We start from the raw sequence: 21,736 nt of genomic DNA, 5'->3' as shown, positions 1-21,736 counted from the left end.
CCGAGCCCGACCCCGTTGACCAGCGGCCACGGGTGGGTTGCTTCGCAAGCTTGCCGGGTTAAGACGGGGCCGGCATGCACGATTGACGCGGCGTCACTTCGACGATTCCGGCATCGGCATCGACGCGTACCCAATCGCCGGTACGGATGCGGCTCAGCGGATCCGCGGTGAAATCGGTCATGGCCGGTGCATGCACGACCACCGCGCCCAGGCCCATTTTTGCCGTCATTTCATTGAACAGCATGGCGCCCGGCGCGACGCCGGCGAGACGGGCGATATGAAATTGCGAGGACCAGCCGGAAGACCCTTTGGCGCCGGGAAACACCAGCACTTTGCCTGCGAAACTGATGCCCTTGAGTTCATGACGGGTTTCGATCACGGTGCCGCTGCGCGGGTCGATGCCGCCCCAGCCGGAGATACGGTCATGGGTCACCAGGGCTTCGCCTTCGAAACAGCCGCCGACGACCTTGCGGCCTTTGAGGGTAAAGGTTGCGCTCATTTCAATACTCCTTTCCAACGGCCTTCGATGGCCGCCTGGACACAGTCGGCGGTGGTGCCGAACCATGTTTGAATACCCATGATCGCCGGCAGGTAATGCGCCTGTTTGGTCGAGTCCACAGCCGCCACTCGGGTGCCCTCGGGAATCACCTTGCCGATCGCCGAGCAGGTATCGGTCATCACATGGCCGCCTGCCTGCTCGATAATCCGCGTGTAGCCGGCGACGTCGGCCAGGTACTTGATTGACGCCGCGGTAAACAGCCATAGCTCGGTATTCGCACTCAGGCGCTGACCTTCCAACAACTGGCAGACTTCGCGGATTTGATCGAGGCTGTAGTGCGGGCAACCGAGCATGACGAAATCAACCTGCGCATCGTGCGCCGTAATGTTGACTTGCTCGTAGGCCCAGCGCCGTTCGGCTTCACCGAAGCGCAAAGTGGCTGAAGGCCGGGAGGCGCCGAACGCTTGCTCGCGGGTACGCGCCTCGGGCGTGACCCCCACCAGGTGATACATCTCCACGCCGCCGCTGGACGCCGCCGCCGCGCCGAAATGCTTGAGGCGCGCCAGGTTGGGCTGATGGCTCAAGCCCTCGATGACCGGGATGCGGTCCTGCACCTGTTCGCCGACCCAATAGCCGAGCAGCCCCCAATCGGCCGTGGTGCTCACCTCGATGTCCAGCTGGATCAGGTGACTGCCGCGACGGTTCTCGTCCAGATGCAGGCCCCAATACGGGATCTTGCCGGTCAGCATCGCCGCGCCCGTGCTTTCGCGGCCCTCGGCATTGGTACGGGCGCCGAGTACCGAGTTGATGTAAATCACCGCTGAAGACTCCATCCATGCGCAGTGTTCGCCCTTTACCGGCACGTTGCCGACCTGATAGGGCGTGCAGGTATTCAAAGGCTGCACGCCCAGGCCGTTGCTGTAGGCCTGGCCGGTTTCATAGATGCGCACCACGTCTTCGGGAATGCCTTGGCGCTCGGCGTGACGCGGGTCGATGCCCTGTTGCAGGTGACTGCTGAACACCTTGACCCTGGGGATTGCGACCACCTCGGCGCTGTCGAGGTTGAACTCGCTGAACACCGCGTCCATGCCGCCCTCGCGCTCGGCGTACTGGCGCAGGAAGGGTGTGGTGGCGCCGATGGTGCCGGCTACATTTTGCGTATCCACCAGGCCCTGTGCATCCAGGGCTTCGCCGTAACGCACCAGCAAATCCATGGCTTTTTGCACCGCCGGGCCTTGATCGCCAGCGAGCATGGCTTTCTCGTCGTCGCGCAACCTCATTGCGACTGTCCTCCTGCGTGGGTGATGTCGAGCGGTTTGATCAGTACTGCACCGTGTTCCATGGCGGACACGTTGTTGCGATAGATATCCAGCCAGCCACCGCCGAACTGGGGCGCCGGGGGCTGCCAGCGGGCGCGCCGCGCCTGCATGTCGGCTTCACTGATATCAGCATCGAGGGTGTTGAGATCCAGGTCGATGGTGATGATGTCGCAGTCCTCGACGAGCGCCAGTGGACCGCCGACGGCCGCTTCAGGGGCGACTTCTGCCACGACCAGGCCTTTGCACACCAGGCCTGAAAGGTGGCCGTCAGTCAGCATGGCCACATGGTCGCCGAGCCCGGCGCCGTCAATGGCGAATACCACTTTCGAGGCGCCGCCACCCATGGCCGGGCCGCCGCGCACACCGGCACCGCGCATGACCACCACATGGCCGGGCTGTATGCGCCCGTCCTGCAAGGCTTCGATAGCCTCGGCGGAGCGCTCGAAACAGATCGCGGGGCCTTTGAAGCGGCGCATCTTGGTCGGGTCGATGCCATATTTGACGATGCCCGCCTGGGGCGCAATGTTGCCGCTCAGCATTACGATCGCCGGCTGGGTGGCGAAGGGGTTGTCCAGCGGGCGGATCACCGCGTCATCGCTGACTGTCACACCGTGCAGGTTGTGCCGCAGGGTTTTGCCGGTAACTGTCAGTACATCGCCGTGCAGCATGGGCTCCAGACGCTTGAGCAATCCACGGCCACCGCCTGCGGCTTCCATTTGCTCAATGCTGTGTTCACCCACCGGCCGAACACCGACGAGCACGGGCACTTGTTTGCCCAGGTCCCTGAAAAGCTGGTAGACATCGACGTCAACCCCGCCCTCGGCGGCGACTGCTTGCATATGCTTGATGGTATTGACCGAACCGCCCGCCGCAAGAATGGTCGCCACGGCGTTGGTGAAGGCCTGGGGGGTGAGGATATCGCGGGGTTTGAGGTCTTCTTCGACCATTTCCACAATGCGTCGGCCGGCCTGGTGCACGAAGTCGAACATCCGGGGGCTGTTGGCCGCGATAGGCGAACTGCCGGGCAACGCCATACCCAGGGCTTCACACACCAGATGCATCGAGTTGGCGGTGCCCATTCCCGAGCAGACCCCGGGGCCCTTGATGGCGTTGCGCGCCATGCCGACTAACTCTTCGACCGGCAGCTTGCCCGTGACGACGTGCATGGAACTGATAAACACGTCTTCGATATCGACGTGCTTGCCGTTGTATTCGCCGCTCGGCTGGTATCCGCAGACTACGACCAGTGTCGGGATATTCAGACGGGCGGCGGCCATCAGTTGGCCGGGTACGGTTTTGTCGCAGGAGGCCAGGCAGATCATGCCGTCGAGTTGAGCACCTTCAACCGCGACCTCGATATCGTTGGTGATGAGGTCGCGTGCGGCTAGCATATAGGCCCCCCCGGCGCCGGCGCCGGTGATGAAGTCGCTGGGCGCGGCAGTACGAATTTCGAAGGGCAGGGCGCCGGCGTCGCGTATCGATTGCTTGAGGGCAGCGGCGATGCCGTCCAGGTGGCTGAAGCAGATCGCCAGGTTGGATGACGAGTTCACGATAGCGATCTTAGGTTTCTCCAGCTCGCTCTCATCGATCCCCAGGGCCTGCCACTGGGCCGCGCGCACGGCCCATAGATAAGACCCATAAGGGAAATTGCTGCGCAGCTTCTTGGGCATGATGTGCTCCGTTTATTGTTATTGGAGGGGCAATCCGGTTAATCGCATTAACGATCTTGTGCCGAGTCTAGAGCCAGGACTAGAATCCGAAAACCTTATTTAACTTATAGATAAAATCCAAAATATGGATATCAAGAGTGTCGATCTCAACTTGCTTAAAGTGTTTGATGCGTTGCGCAAAAAGCAAAGCGTGACCCTGGCCGGTGATCTCATGGGGCTCAGCCAGCCGGCCATGAGCTTCGCCCTGGCCAAATTGCGCGCACTATTTGATGACCCCTTGTTCATCCGCACCTCCCGTGGCATGCAACCCACCGCGAGAGCCTTGCAGATCGCCGAGCCGGTGCAGCGGATCCTGGAGATGATCAGCAGTGAAGTGCTGCCATCCACTGGCTTTGCCCCCGAGCATTCCGAGCGCCAACTGGTGCTGTGCATGTCGGATATCGGCGAAATGGTGTTTCTGCCCAGGCTCATGCGCATGCTCGACAGGCAAGCGCCACGGCTGAGAATTCGTACCCAGGCGTTGTCCTCGGAGCAACTGGAAGAAGGCTTGGATGCCGGCGAAGTAGACGCGGCCATCGGCTATTTTCCACGCTTGCTCAATACATCGATCCGGCACCAAGCCTTGTACAGCCATTCGTTCGTTTGCATCGTGCGTAGTAATCACTCCAGCATCGGCGAGCGCATCAGCGCCGAACAGTACCAGGCTGCCGTGCATGTCGCAGTACAGGCCGAAGGGCGCGGCATGAGCGTGTTGGATCGTGAATTGGCGGCCCACGGCATCGTCCGTCACGTGCGTTTCAGTTTGCCACGGTTCATGGGCGTGCCGTTTCTGGTGGCCGAGTCCGACATGATCGCTACCGTCCCCTTGGCCGTAGGGCGGCGGTTCGCCGAAATCGCCGATGTTCGCCTGGTCCCGTTGCCTTGGGAAATCTGCGGCTACGACATTCACCTTTACTGGCATACACGATTCCATCACGACCCGGCTAACCGATGGTTGCGCCAATCCTTCGTTGAATTGCTCGGTGACTTTTCGCCTGCCGAGTCGGCAGTAATTTAATTAGATTGATTAATGGTTAATTGACATAACCATTTTTGCCGGTTAGGTTTTGCTCATCTTCGAACAGACAACAAGAGAGCAATCGCCATGAGCAATTACGAAGGCCGTTGGACCACCGTCAAAGTCGAGATCGAGGAAGGCATCGCCTGGGTCATTCTCAATCGTCCGGAAAAACGCAACGCCATGAGCCCGACCCTCAACCGGGAAATGATTGATGTGCTGGAAACCCTCGAGCAGGACCCGGCCGCCGGCGTGCTGGTGCTGACCGGCGCCGGTGAAGCCTGGACCGCCGGCATGGACCTCAAGGAATACTTTCGCGAAGTGGACGCCGGCCCGGAAATCCTCCAGGAAAAAATCCGCCGCGAAGCCTCGCAATGGCAATGGAAACTGCTGCGCATGTACGCCAAGCCGACCATCGCCATGGTCAATGGCTGGTGCTTCGGTGGCGGCTTCAGCCCGCTGGTGGCGTGCGACCTGGCGATCTGTGCCGATGAAGCGACCTTCGGTCTTTCCGAAATCAACTGGGGCATCCCGCCGGGCAACCTGGTGAGCAAGGCCATGGCCGACACCGTGGGCCATCGTCAGTCGCTGTACTACATCATGACCGGCAAGACCTTTGACGGGCGCAAAGCCGCCGAAATGGGGCTGGTCAACGAGAGCGTGCCCTTGGCCCAACTGCGCGAAGTGACCATCGAACTGGCGCGTAACCTGCTGGAGAAAAACCCGGTGGTGCTGCGTGCGGCCAAGCATGGCTTCAAGCGTTGCCGCGAACTGACCTGGGAGCAGAACGAGGATTACCTCTACGCCAAGCTCGACCAGTCGCGCCTGCTCGACACCGAAGGCGGTCGCGAGCAGGGTATGAAGCAGTTCCTCGACGACAAGAGCATCAAGCCCGGCCTGCAGGCGTATAAACGCTGAAATACGCGGTCTCTCGGCCGCGCTGCTGTAAACGAAGCTGAACGTATTCCCGATAAAGACAATAAAGAGGAATCACCATGCTGGACGTGCCCCTGTTGATTGGCGGCCAGTCGTGCCCCGCCCGCGACGGTCGAACCTTTGAGCGTCGCAACCCGGTGACCGGTGAAGTGGTCTCGCGGGTGGCCGCCGCCACGTTGGAAGATGCCGATGCCGCCGTGGCCGCGGCCCAGGCGGCGTTCCCCGCCTGGGCCGCGGTGGCGCCCAACGAGCGCCGCAGCCGCTTGCTCGTGGCGGCCGAGCAATTGCAGGCGCGCAGCGCCGAGTTTATCGCCGCCGCCGGCGAGACCGGCGCCATGGCCAACTGGTATGGCTTTAACGTGCGCCTGGCGGCCAATATCCTGCGCGAAGCGGCGTCGATGACCACCCAGATCACCGGCGACGTGATCCCCTCCGACGTGCCCGGCAGTTTCGCCATGGCCTTGCGTCAGCCGTGCGGCGTGGTGCTGGGCATCGCGCCGTGGAATGCCCCGGTCATCCTCGCCACCCGTGCCATCGCCATGCCGCTCGCGTGTGGCAACACGGTAGTGCTCAAGGCTTCGGAGTTGAGCCCGGCGGTGCACCGTCTGATCGGCCAGGTGTTGCAGGACGCCGGCCTGGGCGATGGCGTGGTCAATGTGATCAGCAACGCCCCGGCGGATGCCGCCGCCATCGTCGAACGGCTGATCGCCAACCCGGCGGTGCGCCGGGTCAATTTCACCGGTTCGACCCATGTGGGGCGCATTGTCGGTGAGCTCTCGGCGCGTCACCTCAAGCCGGCCTTGCTGGAGCTGGGCGGCAAGGCGCCGTTGCTGGTACTCGACGACGCCGACCTGGATGCGGCCGTAGCGGCGGCAGCCTTTGGTGCCTACTTCAACCAGGGGCAGATCTGCATGTCTACCGAACGCCTGATTGTCGACGCCAAGGTCGCCGATGCGTTTGTCGCCAAGCTGGCGGCGAAGGTCGCGACCCTGCACGCGGGCGATCCCGCAGCGCCGGATTCGGTGCTGGGTTCCCTGGTGGATGCCAGCGCCGGAACGCGCATCAAGACTCTGATCGACGACGCGCTGAGTAAAGGCGCACGGCTGGTGACGGGTGGGCAACTGGACGGCAGCATTCTGCAACCGACCCTGATCGATGGCGTCACCGAACACATGCGCCTGTACCGCGAAGAGTCCTTCGGCCCGGTGGCAGTGTTGCTGCGCGGTGAGGGTGATGAGGCGCTGCTGCGCTTGGCCAATGATTCGGAATTCGGCCTGTCGGCGGCGATCTTCAGCCGCGACACCGGACGTGCCCTGGCGCTGGCGCAACGGGTGGAATCGGGCATTTGCCATATCAACGGCCCGACCGTGCATGACGAGGCGCAGATGCCGTTTGGTGGGGTCAAGTCCAGCGGCTACGGCAGTTTTGGCGGCAAGGCTGCGATCGAGCATTTCACGCAATTGCGCTGGGTGACCTTGCAGAACGGGCCACGGCACTACCCGATCTGAGCAGGCGCTGCGACATAACAATAACAAGGCGGCATTGATCCGCCTTTGTGGAGGACATCCCTGTGAGTTCCGAATTCAGACCGCAAGCCCGGCCAGAGCAGCCCCCGCCGCGATACCGCGCGGTGTCTATCGGCCACGCGCCGGTCGAAGTCACTGAAGAACAGGGCGTGCTGCATATGCGTTCCCTGGAGCCCTTGGACGAATTGCCGGCGCGCCTGCTGGACCGCCTGGTGCATTGGGCCCGGGTACGGCCCGAGCAGACGTTTATCGCTGCACGCCAGGCTGACGGCGAGTGGCGCCATATCAGCTACCGGGCGATGCTCGACAGCGTGCGCGCGATTGCCCAGGGCTTGCTCGGTTACGGGCTGTCGGCGCACAAGCCGCTGGCGCTGTTGTCGGGCAACGATATCGAGCATTTGCAGGTAGCCCTCGGCGCGATGTACGCCGGCATTCCTTATTGCCCGGTGTCGCCGGCGTACTCGTTGTTGTCCCAGGATTTCGCCAAGCTGCGGCATGTGTGCGACCTGCTGCAACCGGGGCTGGTGTTCGTCAGCGATGCGGCGGTGTACCAGCGCGCCATCGACGCCGTGTTGCCGGCCGACACGCCACTGATCAGCGTGCGCGGCCAAGTGGCCGGGCGCACCCAGGTCAGCTTTGCGAGCCTGCTGCAAACACCGGCTGGCGCCGAGGCCGAAGCGGCGTTCAACGCCACCGGCCCCGACAGCATCGCCAAGTTTCTCTTCACCTCGGGCTCGACCAAGTTGCCCAAGGCGGTGATCACCACCCAGCGCATGCTCTGCGCCAACCAGCAGATGCTGTTGCAGACGTTTCCGGTGTTCGGCGAAGAACCGCCGGTGCTCGTGGACTGGCTACCGTGGAACCACACCTTCGGCGGCAGCCACAACGTCGGCATCGTGCTCTACAACGGCGGCACCTTTTACCTCGACGATGGCAAGCCCACCGTCCAGGGCATCGCCGAAACCCTGCGCAATCTCAAGGAGATTTCGCCCACCGCCTACCTGACCGTGCCCAAGGGCTGGGAAGAATTGGTCAACGCCCTGGAACAGGACGCCGAGCTGCGCGAGCGTTTTTTCGCGCGGATGAAGCTGTTCTTTTTCGCCGCCGCCGGCCTCTCGCAAAGTGTCTGGGATCGCCTCGACCGCGTGGCCGAGCTGCACTGCGGCGAGCGCATCCGCATGATGGCCGGGCTGGGCATGACCGAAGCCGCGCCGTCCTGCACCTTCACCACCGGGCCGTTGTCGATGGCCGGCTACATCGGCTTGCCCGCACCGGGCTGCGAGGTGCGCCTGGTGCCGCTGGACGGCAAGTTCGAAGGGCGTTTTCGCGGGCCGCACATCATGCCGGGCTACTGGCGGGCGCCCGAGCAAACCGCCGAAGTGTTCGATGAGCAGGGTTTCTACTGTTCCGGTGATGCGATCAAGCTCGCCGATCCTCAGCAGCCGCAACTGGGGCTGATGTTCGACGGGCGCATTGCCGAGGACTTCAAGCTGTCTTCCGGGGTGTTTGTCAGCGTCGGCCCGTTGCGCAATCGGGCGGTGCTCGAAGGCTCGCCCTACGTGCAGGATTTGGTGATTGCCGCGCCGGACCGTGAATGCCTGGGCGCGCTGGTCTTCCCCAGACCCTACGAATGCCGGCGGTTGGCGGGCTTGGGTACCGAGGCCAGCGACGCCGAGGTACTCGCCAGCACGCCGGTGCGCCAGTGGTTCGGCGACTGGTTGCAGCGGCTCAATCGCGAGGCGACCGGCAATGCCAGTCGCCTGGAGTGGATCGCCGTGCTCGACGAACCGGCGTCCATCGACCGTGGCGAAATCACCGACAAAGGCTCGATCAACCAGCGTGCTGTGTTGCAATGGCGCGCGGCCAAGGTCGAGGCGCTGTATCGCGGTGAAGACCCGACCATCCTGCGCGCCGGGCCCAAGCTGTGAAAGGCGCCGGGCAGTACACGGCGTTTGCCGATGCGGCAATTTTCGACGCGGTGCGCACGCCCTGGGTCGATCTCGGCGGGGCGCTGTCCCAGGTGTCGCCCATCGACCTGGGGATCAAGGTCGGCCGTGAAGTACTGGCCCGGGCCGGTGTCGAAGCGCAGGCGGTGGACAGCGTACTGGCCGGCTCCATGGCCCAGGCCAGTTTCGATGCCTACTTGCTGCCACGGCATATCGGCTTGTACAGCGGGGTGGCGCAATCGGTCCCGGCGCTGGGGGTGCAGCGCATCTGCGCCACCGGTTTCGAACTGTTGCGCCAGGCCGCGGAACAACTGCGCGACGAGGTGCAACTGGCGTTGTGCGTGGCCGCCGAGTCGATGTCACGCAACCCGATTGCCGCCTACACCCACCGGGGCGGGTTCCGTCTAGGGGGCGAGGTGCAATTCAAGGATTTTCTCTGGGAGGCGCTGTACGACCCGGCTCCCGGCGTGGACATGATCGCCACCGCCGATAACCTGGCGCGCCGTTATGGGTTGAGCCGCGAGGCGGTGGACCGGTATGCCTGCGACAGCCATCAGCGTGCCCTGCAGGCGCAACGCGAGGGCGCCTGGGTGGAGGAGATCGTGGCGGTGGATAGCCAAGTCTTCGCGCTCGAAGGGTATCAACCAAGGGGGATTACCCTGGCGCACCGGGCCGCAGCCGTCAGCGCGGACAGCCATCCACGGCCCACCGACCTGCAAGCCCTGGCGCGCTTGCGTGCCATTCATGCCGACGGCGTGCAAACCGCCGGCAATAGTTGTGCCGTGGTCGACGGTGCGGCAGCCGCACTGGTCGGGCGCGTCGCCGACTGCTCGCGCCCGGCGCTGGCGAGGCTGGTGGCCAGCGCGGTGGTGGGGGTGGCCCCGGAGTACATGGGCATCGGCCCGGCGCCGGCGATCCGCTTGCTGTTGCAGCGCAGCGGGCTGAACCTGAGCGACATCGGCCGCTTCGAGATCAACGAAGCCCAGGCCGCCCAAGTGCTGGCGGTGGCCCAGGAGCTGGAGCTGGACAGCACCCGTCTCAACGTCGAGGGCGGCGCCCTTGCCCTGGGGCATCCGTTGGCCGCCACCGGCCTGCGCCTGGTCATGAGCCTGGCCCGGCAACTGCGTCGGCACAACCTGCGTTACGGCATCGCCGCCGCCTGTGTGGGCGGCGGGCAGGGCATGGCGCTGCTGATCGAGAACCCGGACTATCGCGCCTGAGCGCACGATTTCTTTACTTGAAGAGGTGTCCCATGTGGAGCTATCAGGCGCCCCTGCGTGATATGCACTTTGTGCTTGAACATTGGTTGCAGGCGCCCGCTGCCTGGTGCCGCAACCCGGCGTTCGAGGCTCTGGACCTGCCGCTGGCGGTGCAGGTGTTGGAGGAGGCGGCACGCTTCAGCCAGGGCGTGCTGGCACCGTTGAACAGTCGCGGTGATCGCCAGGGCTGCCGCTGGCAGGCGGGCCAGGTCGCAACGCCAGACGGCTTTGTCGAGGCGTACCGTGCCTATGTCGAGGGCGGCTGGCCGGCACTGGCCTGCGCCGAAGTGCTGGGCGGGCAGGGCTTGCCGCAATTGCTCGACGCGGCGTTGCAAGAAATGCTCTACGCCAGCAACCACGCCTGGGCCATGTACACCGGCATCGCCCACGGCGCCTACCTGTGCCTCAAGGCTCACGCTGCTCCCTGGCTGCAGGCGCGTTATTTGCCCGAGATCATCAGCGGCCAGGCGTTGCCCACCATGTGCCTGACCGAGCCTCAGGCCGGCAGCGATGTCGGTTTACTGCGCTGTCGCGCCGACCCCCAGGCGGATGGCAGTTATCGCCTGAGCGGCAGCAAACTGTTTATTTCCGGTGGCGAGCACGATCTCACGGCCAATATCCTGCATCTGGTGCTGGCGCGCTTGCCCGATGCGCCGCCGGGCAGTCGGGGTATTTCACTGTTCCTGGTGCCCAAGCGGTTGGACGATGACCGGCCCAATGGCGTGCGCTGTGATGGCATTGAACACAAGATGGGCATCAAGGGCAGCGCCACCTGCTCGCTGGTGTTCGACGCGGCCCAAGGCTGGCTGATCGGCGACGCCAATCGCGGCCTGGCGGCAATGTTCGTGATGATGAATTCGGCGCGCCTGCATGTCGGCCTGCAAGGCCTGGGGCATACCGAGGCAGCGTGGCAGAACGCTCGGCAGTACGCAGCGGAGCGCTTGCAGATGCGCGCACCGTCACGGCCCGAAGAAGTGGCGGCCCAGGCGGCCGACCCGATCCGTTATCACCCGGCCATGCGCCGCGTATTGCTGGAGCTGCGCACCATCAGCGAAGGCATGCGCGCCATCGGTTATTGGGCGGCGCACCTGCTCGATCAGGCCGAGCATCACCAGAACCCGGCCGCCGCCCAGTTGGCGTCGTTGCTGACACCCATCATCAAGGGTTTTTTTACCGAGCAGGGGTTTCGTCAGGCCAGCAATGCGTTGCAGGTTTTCGGCGGTTACGGCTACGTCGCCGAGTTCGCCATCGAGCAAACCCTGCGCGACAGCCGCATTGCGATGATCTATGAGGGCAGCAACGAGATCCAGGCCAATGACCTGTTGCTGCGCAAGGTGTTGGGGGATGAGGGCCGAGCGTTTGACCTGTTGCTGGCCGAGTTGCGCGCGGAGGTCGGGCAGGGCGCAGAGTCCATCGAATGTGCGGGGTTCGCCCATGTGTTAGGCCGCCTGTGCGACACCTTGGCCGGTGTGGTGAACGACATACGGGAACGGTCGCACGAGGACAGCGAGTACCCCTACCGGGCGGCGCCGGACTTCCTTCAGCTGTGTGGCGTGGCGCTGCTGGCGTTTGCCTGGGCGCGGGCGGCGCGGGTGTCCAGGGCGTTGCCGCAGGAGGACCCATTGCGTGCCGCCAAGCTGCAAAGCGCCGGGTTCTTTTTCGATTACCTGCCGTCCCGGTTGGCGCAGCATCTGGGCGCGATAGACGGTGCGCGCGCGGCATTGGCGTTCGTCTGACGGCGGCAGGCGCTTGCGTTACTATGGCAGCCCATGTTTTCTGGAAGTTGCCTGGATGAGTAAACCCGGTCAATTGGTGCTGGTTGCACTGCGCAAGATGATCGCCAGCGGCGAGTTGGCGGCGGGCGAGCGCCTGATGGAAATTCCCACGGCGCAGTTGTTCGGCGTGTCGCGCATGCCGGTACGCATGGCATTTCGTACCCTGGAGCAGGAAGGGTTGCTGGTGCCGTTCGGCGGGCGCGGGTATCAGGTGCGTTCGGTCAGCCCCAGCGACATCGCGGGCGCGGTCGAAGTGCGTGGTGTGCTCGAAGGCCTGGCGGCGCGCCAGACCGCCGAGCGCGGCTTGTCCGACGAGGCGCGCAGAGCACTGGAGCGCTGCCTGGTCGAGGGCGATCAACTGTTCGACAAGGGTTACGTGACCGAGGACGACCTCGAGGTCTATCACGACCTGAACATGCGTTTTCACCAAGTGATCGTCGAAGGCAGCCACAACCCGGCGATTGCCGACGCCCTGGCGCGCAATGACCACCTGCCGTTTGCCTCGGTGACGGCGCTGGCGGTGGACCGCGAGGACATGGCCCGCGAATACCGCCGCTTCAACTATGCCCACATGCAGCACCATTCGGTGTTCGACGCCCTGGTCAATCGCCAGGGCGCGCGGGCCGAAGCCATCATGCGCGAACACGCCAACGCGACCTTGCGCTATGCCGAGATCTTCAGCTCGGCCACCGCCGACGCGCGCATGAAGGTGATCTTGCCCGCGTCGTGACAGGGTTCAGATATCGAGCACCAGCAGCGGGGTTTTCGCGCGCGAGCAGCAGGGCGTGAACTGGTCGTTCAAGGCTTGCTCCTGCTCGGTGAGGAACAGGTCGCGGTGCTCCGGCGTGCCCTCCAGCACGCGGGTCAGGCAGGTGCCGCAAATCCCTTGTTCGCACGACACGGCAATCTCGATGCCGTGGCTTTGCAGGACCTGCACCACAGTCTGGTCGGCCGGTATCTCGAAGACCTGACCACTGCTGGCCACCTTCACCGAAAACCGCCCGTCCAGGCTGCTGTCCACCGGCGCCGCCGAGAAGTACTCGCGGTGCAGGCAGTCTTCCCGCCAGCCCTGGGCCCGTGCGCTGTCGAGCACATGCTGCATGAAGCCGCCGGGGCCGCAGACGTACAGGTGCACGTCTGCGGCCGGTGTCGCCAGCACCTGGGCGGCATTCAGCGCCGTGTCGGGCTGCTCGTCGAAATGCAGGAATACCCGCTCGGCAAACGGCGACGTTTTCAGGCGCTGCACAAACGCAGCGCGTTCATGGGCGCGGGCGCAGTAATGCAATTCGAAGTCGGCACCCAGATAGGCCAGGCGCTCGGCCATGCACAGGATCGGGGTGATGCCGATGCCACCGGCAAACAACAGGCTGCGCCGGGCTTCGTGGGCCAGGGGGAACAGATTGCGAGGTTCGCTGATGGACAGGCGGGCGCCTTCGTGCACCTGTTCGTGCAGGCTACGTGAACCGCCTCGCGAGGCCGGGTCGTTGAGCACGCCGATCAGGTAACGATGGCGCTCCTCGGGGTGGTTGCACAGCGAATATTGCCGGATCAGCCCGTCCGGCAGGTGCACATCAATGTGCGCCCCGGCACTGAACGGCGGCAGCGGCGCGCCATCGATACGGGCCAGCTCATAGCTGCAAATGTCCAGCGCCTCGACGCGCCGCGATGCCACCACCACCTCAATCATGTCGGCTCTCCGGCGCGTTCCCGGGCGATCAGTCGCTCCAGGACCTTGCGCGACTGTACGCCGCCGGCATCGATATTCAGCTTGAGCAGGTTGCGTGTCGGGTGGGCGAGCAGGTTCTGCTGCTGGCGTTCGAGCATCTCCAGGTCTTCGCTGAAAATCTTGCCCTGGCCTTCGCGGATACTGGCCGTCAGCTCCGCGTCCTGCGGGTTGAAGTTGCGCGCCATGCCCCAGAAGTACCAAATAGAAGTGTCGGTTTGGGGGGTGATGAAATCCACCACGATGCTTGCAGCCTTGTGCTCGGGGGCGGCGTTGTAGCCGCCCTTGCCGGCATGGGCCACGCCGACTTCGATCAACACATGGCTGGGCGGGGTAAAGCGGCAGATTTGCCAGCGGTCCACCGGCACATCGTCGGCCAGGTTATTGCCGCGCAGCGCCATGCGCCAGAACGGCGGCGCCATGATGTTTTCCATGTGCCGCGCGGTTACCACCTCGTCGCCTTCCACCGTAGTGACGGGCGGCGCCTCGTCAATCTCCTTCTGGCCGATGCTGGAGGCATGCACGTAGGTTTCGTGGGTCAGGTCCATCAGGTTGTCGATCATCAGGCGGTAATCGCACTGGATATCGAACAGGCCGCCGCCATAGGCCCACTCATCGCTCACCGCCCATTCCAGGTGATGGATCAGCGCTGGGTCGGCCTGGGCCTGATCACCCGGCCATACCCAGATGAAGCCGTAGCGCTCAACCGCTGCGAAGGTCTTGTTGCAGGGAAAACCGCGTACCCGCTGACCAGGCATCTCGACCGTCTTGCCATCGCAGCCCATGACCAGGCCGTGGTAGCCGCACACCAGGTTGCCGTTCTCGACATAGCCCAGCGACAACGGCGCGCCGCGATGAGGGCAGAAGTCCTCGACCGCGACCACCGCACCTTCGAGGCCGCGGTAGAACACCATTTTTTCACCACAGATCTGCCGACCCAGCGGCTTGTGCGCGATTTCGTCGGGGGTGCAGGCGACATACCAGGTGTTCTTGGGGTACATGGTGACTCTCCAGGCAATGGATTATTTTTATTTGTTGGATCCATTAAATTGGAGGGGCGTGAAGAGGTCAAGGTATTAAACAGGTTTTAACGGGCGATTACCGGACACTTACTTATTAGTGGATCCATTAAGAGTGTCTGGCGTGGGGACGTGGCTATGATCGTTCCCGCGCTCTGCGTGAGAATGCATCCCGTGACGCTCCGCGTCACCTTGTGTAGGACTTGAGACAGGCATCGCGATCGGGACGCGGAGCGTCCGAGGCGGCATTCCCACGCAGAGCGCGGGAACGATCCGCGATGACTGGCTCCCACAGTCGGTTCATGGGGCATCGCCAGAGGGTCTTCAGTAACGAATCATCACCGATTTCAACTCGGTGTAATCCTCAATAAACGCCCCGCCAAACTCCCGACCCACGCCCGAGGACTTGCTCCCTCCAAACGGCACCGCCGGGTCAAGCAAGGTATGCATATTCACCCACACCGTGCCCGCTTCAATGGCCGGCACCATGCGCAGCGCCTTGCCCAGATCGTTGGTCCAAAGGCTGGCGCTCAAGCCATAAGGCGTGTTGTTCATCAACGCCAGCAGCTCCTCTTCAGTGTCATACGGCAAGAACGTAGCAATCGGGCCGAAGGTCTCTTCGTTGAGCAACGTATCGTCGACCCCGTTTGCCAGGATGATCGTCGGTTCAACGTAGCAACCCGGCCGGTCAATTAGCCTGCCGCCGTGCACGATGCGGTTGTTTTGCGCGCGTGCCCTGTCAAAGAACGCGCCCAGTTTGAGTTGGTGCTGGCGGTTGGCGACCGGGCCGAACTCGGTACGCTCATCCAGCGGCGAGCCGATGTTCAGCGCGCTCAAGCGTTGCGCCAGTTTGTCCATGACCGCCTCGATCTGCGAGCGATGCACAAAGAAGCGCTCGGCAGCCGCGCAGATCTGCCCCGAGTGCAAAAAGCCCGCTTCGATGATGCCGCTGACCGCCTTGTCCAGGTCCACGTCGGGCAGGAAACCCGCCGAGTTCTTCCCGCCCAGTTCAAGGGTCGCGCGAGTCAACCCGGCGCCCATGGCGCTCTGGCCCACGGCGATGCCGGTCGGCACCGAGCCGGTAAACGATACTTTGTTGGTGCCGGGGTGTTCGACCAGCCCTTTGCCCACCAGGCCGGTTCCGGTCAGTACGTTGAGCGCACCTGGCGGCAGGCCGGCTTCCATCGCCAGTTCGGCGATGCGCAGGATGGTCAGCGGCGTGAACTCACTGGGCTTGATGATGATGCTGCAGCCGGTCACCAGTGCCGAGGCGAGTTTCCAGATAGCGATCATGGTCGAGAAATTCCACGGCACGATCCCCACCACCACCCCGACCGGCTCGCGCAGGGTGAAGGCGGTGTAGCGTTCACCGGCGAAGGAGGGCAGTGACGGCGTGATGGTCTGCCCGGTGATCTTGCTGGCCCAACCGGCGTAGTAACGCAAGAAATGCGCGGCCTGGTCGACTTCGAAGGCCCGGGAAATCTGGATGATCTTGCCCGACTGGCAGGTCTCGATCTGCGCCAGCTCTTCGCGGTGCTGCTCCATCAGGTCGGCCAGTTTGAACAGAACAGTGCCGCGTGTGGCCGGGGCGACCTGGGACCATTGTTTGAAACCACGGCGCGCGGAGGCCACGGCCGCGTCGATATCGGCCGGGTCGGCGTCGGCGACCTCGGCGATGACCTGGCCGGTGGCCGGGTTGGTCACCTCCAGCGTCTGGCCGGAGTGACTCTGGACGTAGCCATCGTCGATAAACAACGCGTGTTGTCGACGCAGAAAGGCTTCGACGTGAGGCAGCAGTGGAATATCGCTCATGGGGTTTTCCTGGTCGTCAACAAAGAAAACCCCGAGGTTAAACCACCGGTGCATGCCCGGCTTGACTGTGCCTGCCGTGCGCTATGTCTGTGGCTGCCATGCCTGTGAAAAGTGCAATCTTGACTCTGGAACGTGCATTTTATGCCCGCCGGGCGCACGCCATACTGGCCCTGCATCCGGCGCTCCGCTTCGATTCCTGCGGTTGTCCGGGCATCCAATAATAAGCAGGGCCATCCATGAAAAAGCCAAACCCGCTCCTCGAAGACCTCAAGTCCCTCCTGCCGGCCATTGCGGCCAATGCCTTCCAGGCCGAGCAGGGTCGCCAGGTGCCCGCCGAGAATATTGCGCTACTCAAAGGCATCGGCCTGCACCGTGCGTTCCAGCCCAAGGCGTTCGGTGGCATGGAATTGTCGCTGCCACAGTTTGCCGACTGTATCGCCGCGCTCGCCGGGGCCTGCGCCAGCACGGCCTGGGCCATGAGCCTGTTGTGCACCCACAGCCATCAACTGGCGCTGTTCTCGGCCACCCTGCAGCAGGAGGTCTGGGGCACAGACCCGAACGCCACGGCCAGCAGCAGCATCGCCCCCTTCGGGCGTACCGAAGAGGCTGAGGGCGGCGTGCTGTTCAGCGGTGAGATGGGCTGGAGCAGCGGCTGTGACCATGCCGAATGGGCCATTGTCGGTTTCCGCCGGCCGAATGCCGAGGGCACTCAGGATTATTGCTTCGCGGTGCTGCCGCGCAGTGACTATCAGATCCGCGACGACTGGTTTGCCGCCGGCATGAAAGGCAGCGGCACCAAGACCCTGATCATCGACAAGGCCTGGGTGCCGGAGCATCGCATCCAAAAGGCCAAGGACATGATGGAGGGCAAATCCGCAGGCTTCGGCTTGTACCCCGACAGCAAGGTGTTCTATTCGCCGTACCGTCCGTATTTTGCCAGCGGTTTTTCTACCGTGAGCCTGGGTGTCGCCGAACGCATGCTTGAGGTGTTCCGTGAAAAGACCAGGACCCGCGTGCGGGCTTACACCGGCGCGGCGGTCGGTGCGGCCACGCCGGCGTTGATGCGCTTGGCCGAGTCGACGCATCAGGTCGGCGCCGCTCGCGCGTTTCTTGAAAAGACCTGGGCCGAGCATGCCGAGCACAGTGAGCAGCAGCGCTACCCCAGCCGCGAAACCCTGGCGTTCTGGCGCACCAACCAGGCGTACGCGACCAAGATGTGCATCCAGGCGGTGGATCGCCTGTTCGAAGCCGCGGGCGGCAATGCCTGGTTCGAACACAACGAGATGCAGCGCCTGTTCCGCGACTCGCACATGACCGGCGCCCATGCCTACACCGACTACGACGTGTGCGCGCAGATCCTCGGCCGCGAACTGATGGGCCTGGAACCCGACCCGAGCATGATCTGAACCCGTATTTGATAACAACAATCAGGGCTGCGCCTGACGCAGCCCGGGAGTCTTGCATGTCTGAATCGACCTTCGACCCACGCGCCTTTCGCCGCGCCCTGGGCAATTTTGCCACCGGCGTGACCGTGGTCACCGCCGCCGACGCTTCCGGGCGCAAGGTGGGCGTCACTGCCAACAGCTTCAACTCGGTGTCCCTCGACCCGCCCTTGGTGCTGTGGAGCCTCGACAAACGTTCCACCAGCCATGAGGTGTTCGAGCAGGCCAGCCATTTCGCGGTGAACGTGCTGGCGGCTGACCAGATAGACCTGTCGAACAATTTCGCCCGGCCCAAGGATGATCGCTTCGCCGAGATCGAGTACCAGCCAGGCGAGGGCGGAGCGCCGGTGTTCGCCGATTGTTCGGCGCGGTTTCACTGTGAGAACTTCCAGCAGGTGGACGGTGGCGATCACTGGATCATGATCGGCAAGGTGGTGGCTTTCGATGATTTCGGTCGTGCGCCGCTGCTCTATCATCAGGGCGCCTACTCGATGGTCCTGCCCCACACGCGCATGACCAAGCGTGACGACAGCCAGCCGCCGAGCAGCCATTTCCAGGGGCGCCTGAGCCACAACCTGTACTACCTGATGACCCAGGCGGTGCGTGCCTACCAATCCAGCTACCAACCCCGGCAATTGTCCACCGGCCTGCGCACCAACGAGGCACGCATGCTGATGGTGCTGGAGAACGACGCCCGGCTGAGCACACATGACCTGTTGCGCGAAGTGGCCATGCCGGTGCGCGAAATCGACGAAGCCGTGGCCAACCTCAAGCGCAAGGGGCTGGTGAGTGACGATGACCAGGGCGTACACCTGACCGCGGCCGGTGTGGAGCAGACTGAAGACCTCTGGGCGATTGCGCGTGAACAGCAGGACAAGGTGTTCGCCGCGTTCACCGAGGCGCAGATCGAAACATTCAAGACGGTGTTGAAGCAATTGATCCGCCATTGCTGATCGTAAAAAACCGAGGCCGGTAAAGGCCTCGGTTGATCGTTCCCACGCTCAGCGTGGGAAATGCATCTTGTGACGCTCTGCGTCACGTTTTCCAGGAGCGGACGCAGAGCGTCCAGGGCGGCATTCCCACGCAGAGCGTGGGAACGATCTGATCCTGCAGATGCAGGATGGCCCCTGGCAGCCAGGCGCAAACGGGCGTGCAGGCTCGTACAAGCAATCATGGGTGGTTTGCGATCAGATCCAGCGTTTCGACACGATGCGCAGAGGGCAGACCGATGTTCTTCAAGAAAAACCAGCCGATGCAGGACCTTGCTGTCCACCTCAAGCAGCTGCTGGCGGGGGAGGCGCCTGATACCCGGGCGCTGCACACGTACCCGTCGGTGCAGGCCTGCCTGGAACAGCTCGCGCAACAGCGGGCATACACCGACCGCCAACTGCAGCAGGCCGAGGCATCGGCCAGGGAGCAGGCCGCCCAGCGGGCAGCCGACCAGCAGGCCCTTGAAGCGCTGCGTCAACAACTGGAACAGGCCTGGCAGCGTGAGGCGGCACTGGACGTCGAGCTGCGCGGGCACCGGCTGCTTTGCGACCAGCAGCAACAGGAGAAGCAGATCTGGGAGCTGCTGCTGTGCACCATGACCGAGGGTTGCTGGGACATCACCGTGGTCAACGGTGACGTTCAGGACCCGCGCAGCCAGATGCGCATTTTCAATCAGTTCCGCCTGCTGCTGGGGTATGCCCCCAATGAACTGCCCGACGGCTGGGACGCGCAGGTCGGCATTACCCATCCCGACGACTTGCCCAAGATCATGGCGATTTTCGACCGTGAGATCCTCGCGGCTCATGGCAGCGGTGAGTACGTATTTGAATATCGGATGCGCCACAAGACCGGTGACTACATCTGGTGCCGCGAACGCGGCCGGGCAGTGCGGGACGCCCAGGGACGCTTGACTCGAGTGCTTGGCGCGGTCCGGGACATCAGCGATGAGCAGTCGGCGCGGACCACCCACCAACAACTGCTTGAACACAACCAGGCCACCTATGGCCAGATCGCCACGGTGGTCAGTGTGATCAAGGGCATTGCCGACCAGACCAACCTGCTGGCCTTGAACGCGGCCATTGAAGCCGCGCGGGCCGGCGAGGTCGGCCGTGGGTTTTCGGTGGTGGCCGATGAGGTGCGCAAACTGGCGGAAAACACCCGCCAGGCGACTCATCGGATTCAGACGATGTTGCACCAGCACAAGCAATAACGTGCTTCAGGCGCTGCGCCGGGCAGCGCCCGAAAGGGGTCAGAAGGGCACGGCCACCGTTAGCTGGCTGTAGAGGTTAGTGCCGTTGCCACCCACCTGGTTTCCGCCGCTGTTCGCGTCTTTTTTCGGTTGGTACAGGCCCACCAGTGGGCTGATGATCAGGTGGCTGTTGACCGCCCATTCGGCGTACAGGTCCAGTTCGCGGGCGTCCAGGTTCAGCGCATTGTGTTTGCGCAGGGTGTTGAAGTCGAAGTACAGCGCGCCAATTGTCAGGTTTTCCAGCGGCGTCGCTTTGAGCCCTACATGCTGGATCGCGGTGTTGCTGTTGAACGGACCGGCGTAGTTGCCGGCGACTTCACCCTGGATCCATGTGCCATAGCCGGTGCTGAGCCCGGTAAACAGTGGGTCCCATTTTTGCGAGTATCGGGTGTAGCGATAGGTCAGCTTCGGCGCCCAGCTGACGTCGGCGAAGGTGTAGCCGGCTTCGCCGTACCAGGCTTTTTCGGGGCCGGCGTCCTTGTCCTGCCAGGCGTACTCGAAGGCGAAACTGGCATTTTCGATGCCCGCGTTGCCTTCGCCGCGCAGGCTGTAGGTGTTCATGCCGTCGCGCTGTTTCTGGAAGTCATTGGCCCATTGGTCGGTAACGCCCATGCCGTGCACCCAGGTCAAGCCCAGCGTACCGGCGGCGGCCGTGTAGTCGAGGGTGCCCGCCGCCAGCTCGGTTTCGGCCTGGGCGCGGTTGTCGGATTTGAGCCACAGCACCGAACCGTGCAGGCCGTCCTGCCCGCCCAGGCGCAGGACGGCCGTACGATCGAAGGCATGCCGTGCCCCGAGGTAGAAGCCGCCTCCGCGGTTCAACGTACCGTCAGCCGGGCCCTTGCCCAGGTTGGGGCCGTCGTCGTTGATCAGAAACCCGCGGCCAACCTTGACCACTTGGCGGCCGATGGAGAAATCCACCCCGTCCTTGCCCAGTGCAGGGAATAGCTCGGCCGAGCGCCACCCGAGGTACGCGTCCTCGATCTTTGTGGTGCGTTCCGACCCCACGGTGTTGCCTCCCGCATCGCCGTCGCCCCAGGTGCCGGAACTGACCCAATTGAGTGCGCCATAGCCGGTACCGTACCCGGCCAGGCCCTGATCGCCGCTGACCCCGTACTTGATGAGCCCTTCGCGCCAGGTCGAACCGCCTGGCGTGCCATCGTAGTTGTGGCGGCTGTTGAACATCCCGTAGACCGCCAGGAAGTCGGCGTTGAGGTGGGTGTCTTCGTCGGCGTACAGCGCATAGGCCTGGGCCGATGAGTGGGTGATCAAGAGCGCGATGCCCAGGCCGACAGCCTTGGACAGCGTGCGGGTGTTCGGTGTGTGCTCCATTGTTATAGTCCCCAGCATGGTTAGGTCGAGCGCGCATTAGGATGGCTGGGCGCAGGGGAAGTCTTTTACCTGCGTGCCAGGTAATTGATCCTGCCCGCCAGGCCCCTTGCCTTGGCAGACAGCAACAAAAGTGACGGCAGACATGGGCAAGACGCTCGGTGCGTTGGAGGCGCACAGTGATTTTC

General features: G+C 63.5%; 17 protein-coding genes. 10 read left to right on the top strand and 7 right to left on the bottom strand.

Translation table 11 applies throughout. The features are described 5' to 3' along the window. Positions 1-58 precede the first annotated feature (58 nt). From H0Z09_RS12820 to ilvD, 3 genes are read right to left on the bottom strand one after another with little or no spacing between them, the layout of a single operon-like run. Positions 59-499 carry a DUF126 domain-containing protein gene (locus H0Z09_RS12820; protein ID WP_186690946.1) on the bottom strand — a complete coding sequence of 147 codons (441 nt, stop codon included), beginning with the start codon at positions 497-499 and terminating at the stop codon, positions 59-61. Beyond that, positions 496-1,779, bottom strand: coding sequence for an aconitase X catalytic domain-containing protein (locus H0Z09_RS12815; RefSeq protein ID WP_186690945.1), 1,284 nt, complete (start codon positions 1,777-1,779; stop codon positions 496-498). The genes H0Z09_RS12820 and H0Z09_RS12815 overlap by 4 nt, the downstream gene beginning before the upstream one ends. Then, a complete protein-coding gene (ilvD, locus tag H0Z09_RS12810) occupies positions 1,776-3,488 on the bottom strand; it encodes a dihydroxy-acid dehydratase (protein WP_186690944.1) in 1,713 nt (570 codons plus the stop codon). Before ilvD ends, H0Z09_RS12815 begins: the two co-directional genes overlap by 4 nt. A 124-nt stretch (positions 3,489-3,612) precedes the next feature. Between ilvD and H0Z09_RS12805 the strand changes: the two genes are divergently transcribed. The 7 genes from H0Z09_RS12805 to H0Z09_RS12775 all read left to right on the top strand — a co-directional run bounded on the left by H0Z09_RS12805 (position 3,613) and on the right by H0Z09_RS12775 (position 12,717). Continuing rightward, the gene (locus tag H0Z09_RS12805; RefSeq protein WP_186690943.1) at positions 3,613-4,545 is read left to right on the top strand and encodes a LysR family transcriptional regulator; all 933 of its coding nucleotides are present in this window, start codon (positions 3,613-3,615) and stop codon (positions 4,543-4,545) included. An 87-nt stretch (positions 4,546-4,632) separates the two neighbouring features. After that, positions 4,633-5,463: a p-hydroxycinnamoyl CoA hydratase/lyase gene (locus H0Z09_RS12800; RefSeq protein ID WP_017528275.1), complete on the top strand. Its 831-nt coding sequence runs from the start codon at positions 4,633-4,635 to the stop codon at positions 5,461-5,463. 77 nt (positions 5,464-5,540) lie between these two features. Next, positions 5,541-6,989 carry an aldehyde dehydrogenase gene (locus H0Z09_RS12795; protein WP_186690942.1) on the top strand — a complete coding sequence of 483 codons (1,449 nt, stop codon included), beginning with the start codon at positions 5,541-5,543 and terminating at the stop codon, positions 6,987-6,989. Positions 6,990-7,051: 62 nt separating this feature from the next. Further along, entirely contained in the window at positions 7,052-8,935 is a 1,884-nt protein-coding gene (locus H0Z09_RS12790; RefSeq protein ID WP_186690941.1) for an AMP-binding protein, read from the top strand. Beyond that, the gene (locus tag H0Z09_RS12785; RefSeq protein ID WP_186690940.1) at positions 8,932-10,173 is read left to right on the top strand and encodes an acetyl-CoA C-acyltransferase; all 1,242 of its coding nucleotides are present in this window, start codon (positions 8,932-8,934) and stop codon (positions 10,171-10,173) included. The genes H0Z09_RS12790 and H0Z09_RS12785 overlap by 4 nt, the downstream gene beginning before the upstream one ends. A gap of 32 nt (positions 10,174-10,205) precedes the next feature. Next, positions 10,206-11,948: an acyl-CoA dehydrogenase gene (locus H0Z09_RS12780; RefSeq protein ID WP_186690939.1), complete on the top strand. Its 1,743-nt coding sequence runs from the start codon at positions 10,206-10,208 to the stop codon at positions 11,946-11,948. A 55-nt stretch (positions 11,949-12,003) separates the two neighbouring features. Further along, positions 12,004-12,717, top strand: coding sequence for a GntR family transcriptional regulator (locus H0Z09_RS12775; RefSeq protein ID WP_057722556.1), 714 nt, complete (start codon positions 12,004-12,006; stop codon positions 12,715-12,717). A gap of 6 nt (positions 12,718-12,723) precedes the next feature. Here H0Z09_RS12775 and H0Z09_RS12770 read toward each other — a convergent pair whose 3' ends face one another. From H0Z09_RS12770 to H0Z09_RS12760, 3 genes are all read right to left on the bottom strand, one after another. Continuing rightward, positions 12,724-13,674, bottom strand: a complete 951-nt coding sequence (locus tag H0Z09_RS12770) for a PDR/VanB family oxidoreductase (protein WP_186690938.1) — start codon at positions 13,672-13,674, stop codon at positions 12,724-12,726. Further along, entirely contained in the window at positions 13,671-14,711 is a 1,041-nt protein-coding gene (locus tag H0Z09_RS12765; protein ID WP_186690937.1) for an aromatic ring-hydroxylating dioxygenase subunit alpha, read from the bottom strand. The genes H0Z09_RS12770 and H0Z09_RS12765 overlap by 4 nt, the downstream gene beginning before the upstream one ends. 342 nt (positions 14,712-15,053) lie before the next feature. Further along, entirely contained in the window at positions 15,054-16,541 is a 1,488-nt protein-coding gene (locus tag H0Z09_RS12760; protein WP_186690936.1) for an aldehyde dehydrogenase family protein, read from the bottom strand. Between the two features lie 236 nt (positions 16,542-16,777). Here H0Z09_RS12760 and H0Z09_RS12755 point away from each other — a divergent pair, with 236 nt between their 5' ends. From H0Z09_RS12755 to H0Z09_RS27495, 3 genes are all read left to right on the top strand, one after another. Further along, positions 16,778-17,947: a p-hydroxyphenylacetate 3-hydroxylase oxygenase component gene (locus H0Z09_RS12755; RefSeq protein ID WP_076953998.1), complete on the top strand. Its 1,170-nt coding sequence runs from the start codon at positions 16,778-16,780 to the stop codon at positions 17,945-17,947. A 56-nt stretch (positions 17,948-18,003) separates the two neighbouring features. Next, a complete protein-coding gene (locus H0Z09_RS12750; protein ID WP_186690935.1) occupies positions 18,004-18,936 on the top strand; it encodes a p-hydroxyphenylacetate 3-hydroxylase reductase component in 933 nt (310 codons plus the stop codon). Positions 18,937-19,211: 275 nt separating this feature from the next. Next, a complete protein-coding gene (locus tag H0Z09_RS27495) occupies positions 19,212-20,183 on the top strand; it encodes a methyl-accepting chemotaxis protein (protein ID WP_186690934.1) in 972 nt (323 codons plus the stop codon). A 39-nt stretch (positions 20,184-20,222) separates the two neighbouring features. On the opposite strand, the gene H0Z09_RS12740 is transcribed toward H0Z09_RS27495, so the two are convergent. Beyond that, the gene (locus H0Z09_RS12740; RefSeq protein ID WP_186690933.1) at positions 20,223-21,551 is read right to left on the bottom strand and encodes a hypothetical protein; all 1,329 of its coding nucleotides are present in this window, start codon (positions 21,549-21,551) and stop codon (positions 20,223-20,225) included. Between the last annotated feature and the right edge of the window lie 185 nt (positions 21,552-21,736).

Source organism: Pseudomonas sp. SWRI18 (assembly GCF_014268345.1).
Lineage (GTDB): Bacteria > Pseudomonadota > Gammaproteobacteria > Pseudomonadales > Pseudomonadaceae > Aquipseudomonas > Aquipseudomonas cedrina.
The sequence above is the reverse complement of the archived record's forward strand: the minus strand, read 5'-3'. Positions and strand labels throughout refer to the sequence as shown.

Excerpts from the sequence above, each read along its gene's own strand:
- H0Z09_RS12750 (WP_186690935.1), top strand. The coding sequence starts at position 18,004 with ATGTCTGAATCGACCTTCGACCCACGCGCCTTTCGCCGCGCCCTGGGC.
- H0Z09_RS12770 (WP_186690938.1), bottom strand. The coding sequence starts at position 13,674 with ATGATTGAGGTGGTGGTGGCATCGCGGCGCGTCGAGGCGCTGGACATT.
- H0Z09_RS12780 (WP_186690939.1), top strand. The coding sequence starts at position 10,206 with ATGTGGAGCTATCAGGCGCCCCTGCGTGATATGCACTTTGTGCTTGAA.
- H0Z09_RS12775 (WP_057722556.1), top strand. The coding sequence starts at position 12,004 with ATGAGTAAACCCGGTCAATTGGTGCTGGTTGCACTGCGCAAGATGATC.
- H0Z09_RS12800 (WP_017528275.1), top strand. The coding sequence starts at position 4,633 with ATGAGCAATTACGAAGGCCGTTGGACCACCGTCAAAGTCGAGATCGAG.
- H0Z09_RS12755 (WP_076953998.1), top strand. The coding sequence starts at position 16,778 with ATGAAAAAGCCAAACCCGCTCCTCGAAGACCTCAAGTCCCTCCTGCCG.
- H0Z09_RS12795 (WP_186690942.1), top strand. The coding sequence starts at position 5,541 with ATGCTGGACGTGCCCCTGTTGATTGGCGGCCAGTCGTGCCCCGCCCGC.
- H0Z09_RS27495 (WP_186690934.1), top strand. The coding sequence starts at position 19,212 with ATGTTCTTCAAGAAAAACCAGCCGATGCAGGACCTTGCTGTCCACCTC.
- H0Z09_RS12765 (WP_186690937.1), bottom strand. The coding sequence starts at position 14,711 with ATGTACCCCAAGAACACCTGGTATGTCGCCTGCACCCCCGACGAAATC.
- H0Z09_RS12820 (WP_186690946.1), bottom strand. The coding sequence starts at position 499 with ATGAGCGCAACCTTTACCCTCAAAGGCCGCAAGGTCGTCGGCGGCTGT.
- H0Z09_RS12805 (WP_186690943.1), top strand. The coding sequence starts at position 3,613 with ATGGATATCAAGAGTGTCGATCTCAACTTGCTTAAAGTGTTTGATGCG.
- H0Z09_RS12815 (WP_186690945.1), bottom strand. The coding sequence starts at position 1,779 with ATGAGGTTGCGCGACGACGAGAAAGCCATGCTCGCTGGCGATCAAGGC.
- H0Z09_RS12740 (WP_186690933.1), bottom strand. The coding sequence starts at position 21,551 with ATGGAGCACACACCGAACACCCGCACGCTGTCCAAGGCTGTCGGCCTG.
- ilvD (WP_186690944.1), bottom strand. The coding sequence starts at position 3,488 with ATGCCCAAGAAGCTGCGCAGCAATTTCCCTTATGGGTCTTATCTATGG.
- H0Z09_RS12760 (WP_186690936.1), bottom strand. The coding sequence starts at position 16,541 with ATGAGCGATATTCCACTGCTGCCTCACGTCGAAGCCTTTCTGCGTCGA.